The organism is Vibrio sp. TRT 2004 (assembly GCF_050113735.1).
GTDB lineage: Bacteria > Pseudomonadota > Gammaproteobacteria > Enterobacterales > Vibrionaceae > Vibrio.
In genome coordinates this window covers 1-3,475 of record NZ_JBNJOH010000088.1, presented here as the reverse complement: position 1 = coordinate 3,475, position 3,475 = coordinate 1, and the positions used below count along the sequence as shown (strand labels likewise).

General features: G+C 45.3%; 2 protein-coding genes. One reads left to right on the top strand and one right to left on the bottom strand.

Annotated features, from left to right (window positions below; all coding sequences use genetic code 11):
• Positions 1-72 precede the first annotated feature (72 nt).
• Positions 73-321 carry a YciN family protein gene (locus tag ACQEXR_RS19765; protein ID WP_138972405.1) on the bottom strand — a complete coding sequence of 83 codons (249 nt, stop codon included), beginning with the start codon at positions 319-321 and terminating at the stop codon, positions 73-75.
• Between the two features lie 414 nt (positions 322-735).
• Here ACQEXR_RS19765 and topA point away from each other — a divergent pair, with 414 nt between their 5' ends.
• Positions 736-3,369 (top strand): type I DNA topoisomerase, encoded by a 2,634-nt coding sequence (topA, locus tag ACQEXR_RS19760; RefSeq protein ID WP_427020995.1) that lies wholly within the window; start codon positions 736-738, stop codon positions 3,367-3,369.
• The last annotated feature ends 106 nt before the right edge of the window (positions 3,370-3,475 follow it).

The following is a 3,475-nucleotide window of genomic DNA, read 5'->3' as shown; positions in this document are numbered from 1 at the left end:
CGCTTCTCGCTTCTCGCTTCTCGCTTCTCGCTTCTCGCTTCTCGCTTCTCGCTTCTCGCTTCTCGCTTCTCGCTACTTCTCTAAAGTAAACTCTTTCGACAAGTGATGTGCTAAGTACTTAAACATATTAAAAACAGCCGTTGTCTTCGTTGTTGGTAATCCATTGTCATCAAGAAAATAATTTCCTTTGAACACTAAGACGTCGTCTTTTTCTTCAACGCTGTCGGCTCGCATGCCATCAATGTAATCATCGTGTTCTTGGATGATGTGATTAGCAATCATGAGAAGCTCAAGTTGTGAAACGACTTTTTTTTCGCTCATTGGGGGATACCTTTGTAGATGATTTCTTCTAATTGAAGAGGTTTGCTGAAAATTGTATGAATAATGACGATAAAATCAATTGCGATAGATCAATCGCACTGCGGACACTTAGGCGCTGAAGCTTGTGGGTTTTGTGACTGGTGGCAAAAAACCTTATCTAAAGTTGGCATCGTAGATCTTATGCCGTTTAGTATGTGGCGTTTTCATAAGTTGCCCGAATCAATCGCGCATTATTTTGTCGTTTGGTAATGCTTACCATTTTTAAGACATCGCTGCATTGTCGAGCAGTCAATGTAGAAATTAAAAAAAGATATTGATCTTCTTGCAATCTCGCTCAATAGTAAAAAAAGAAGCAAAGTATTAAGTATGTCGTGCGATATGTATCGCACTTGATAAAGGACACTTGAGTCAATTATGGGTAAGTCACTGGTTATTGTGGAGTCGCCTGCTAAGGCGAAGACCATCAATAAGTATTTAGGTAAGGACTTCATTGTAAAGTCCAGTGTAGGTCACGTACGTGATCTACCGACTGCTGGTCAAAGCACGGGCCAAAAAGCTGCGGCCGTATCAACCACAGGCTTAAGTGCTGAAGAAAAAGCGCGCATCAAGAAAGAAAAAGATCGTAAGTCACTGATTAAGAAAATGGGCATTGACCCATACCATGGCTGGGAAGCGAACTATCAAATTCTGCCGGGCAAAGAAAAAGTCGTTGCAGAATTACAGAAGTTAGCCAAAGACGCAGATTGCGTTTACCTAGCAACCGATTTAGACCGCGAGGGAGAGGCTATCGCTTGGCACCTTCGTGAGATCATCGGTGGCGATGAAGAGCGATACAAACGCGTTGTATTCAACGAAATTACTAAAAATGCTATCCAACAAGCGTTCGAAAAACCGGGCGAATTGAGTATGGATGGCGTTAATGCGCAACAAGCACGTCGTTTCATGGACCGTGTGGTGGGCTTTATGGTCTCGCCACTACTGTGGAAGAAAGTCGCACGTGGTTTGTCTGCTGGCCGTGTTCAGTCCGTTGCAGTAAAGCTATTGGTTGAACGTGAGCGTGAAATCAAAGCGTTTATTCCAGAAGAGTTTTGGGATATCCATGCTGATACTAAAACGCAAGACAAAACAGACTTCCGCCTACAAGTCGCGCAGAAAGATGGTGTTGCGTTTAAACCGGTTAACGAAGCCGAAACTAAAGCGGCTATTGCTGTGCTTGAAAAAGCGCGCTACGAAGTGTGTAAGCGTGAAGACCGACCTACATCAAGCAAACCATCCGCACCATTTATTACATCTACGCTGCAACAGGCTGCCAGTACGCGCCTAGGTTACGGTGTTAAGAAAACCATGATGCTCGCTCAGCGTCTTTACGAAGCGGGTTACATCACTTATATGCGTACCGACTCTACAAACCTGAGTGCGGAAGCGGTTGAGACTGTGCGTGGTTATATCGGTAATGAGTTTGGTGAGGCATACCTTCCTGCGAAGCCAAATGTCTATGGCAGTAAGCAAGGTGCTCAAGAAGCGCACGAAGCGATTCGTCCATCCGATGTCTCTGTGAAGTCAGAAGATCTTCAAGCAATGGAAGTCGATGCGCACAAGCTATATTCATTGATTTGGAACCAGTTTGTTGCCTGTCAAATGACCCCAGCTCAGTACGACTCGACCACGGTAAGTGTAAAAGCTGAGGAGTACACCCTCAAAGCTAAAGGTCGTATTCTTAAGTTTGATGGCTGGACTCGTGTTCAACGTCCACTTGGCAAGAACGAGGACCAGATCCTACCTGCGGTTCAAGTTGGCGACAGTATCGAATTGGTCAATCTTGATCCTAAGCAACACTTTACTAAGCCGCCAGCGCGTTTTACAGAAGCTGCCTTGGTAAAAGAGCTTGAGAAACGTGGTATTGGTCGTCCATCGACCTACGCATCAATCATCTCTACGATCCAGGATCGTGGTTACGTTAAGGTTGAACAACGTCGTTTCTATGCAGAGAAGATGGGTGAGATCGTTACAGACCGTCTAGATGGTAGTTTTGATGACCTGATGAACTATGAGTTCACGTCTCGTATGGAAGAGAAGCTTGACCAAATCGCTGAAGGTGAAGCGAATTGGAAAGGCGTACTTGACGACTTCTTTAATGACTTCACGAGCGATCTTGAAAAAGCTGAGCAGGATGAAGATCAAGGCGGCATGAAGCCTAACCACATCGTATACACCGATATCGAATGTCCGACATGTTCGCGTCCTATGGGTATTCGTACTGCATCTACCGGCGTGTTCCTTGGTTGTTCTGGCTATGCACTACCGCCTAAAGAGCGTTGTAAGACAACGATCAACTTGGGTGACGAAGACGGCATTATCAATGTTCTCGAAGAGGACGTTGAAACAGCGGCTCTACGAGCTAAGAAACGTTGTCCGATTTGCGAAACCGCGATGGATGCGTATCTGATTGACGATAAACGTAAAATGCACGTTTGTGGTAACAACCCAAATTGTGATGGTTACGTTGTTGAGCATGGTGAGTTCAAAGTGAAAGGGTACGATGGCCCTGTTGTCGAGTGTGACAAGTGTGGCAGCGATATGGTGCTCAAGAACGGTCGATTCGGCAAGTACATGGATTGTACGAGTGAAGAGTGTAAGAACACACGTAAGATCCTGAAAAACGGAGAAGTCGCGCCACCGAAAGAGGACCCTGTTCATTTGCCAGAACTGCCATGTGAGAACTCAGATGCATACTTCGTACTTCGCGATGGTGCGTCAGGTTTGTTCCTAGCGGCGAGTACCTTCCCTAAATCACGTGAAACACGTGCACCTCTAGTGGAAGAACTGGTACGTTTTAAAGATCGTCTTTCAGCCAAGTTCCATTACTTAACGGAAGCTCCAGAAAAAGATCCTGATGGTTTACCAATGGTGGTTCGTTTTAGTCGTAAGTCAAAAGAGAACTATGTCCGTACTGAAGTCGACGGTAAGCCTACCGGCTACACTGCACTTTATGTGGACGGTAAGTGGGAAATTACTGATAAGCGCAAGAAACCTGCAAAAAGCAAGTAGGGTATAGAATACGAAAGGCAGCCGATAATGGCTAATGCCAGTCAGTTAAGCTGACTGGCTTTCTTTTTATTGGGGTATTTCTTTGCCTTTGGTTTTATTGCTCTCG

What these genes read in the sequence shown, in the direction of transcription:
- ACQEXR_RS19765 (WP_138972405.1), bottom strand. Translation starts at nt 321, where the DNA reads ATGAGCGAAAAAAAAGTCGTTTCACAACTTGAGCTTCTCATGATTGCT.
- topA (WP_427020995.1), top strand. Translation starts at nt 736, where the DNA reads ATGGGTAAGTCACTGGTTATTGTGGAGTCGCCTGCTAAGGCGAAGACC.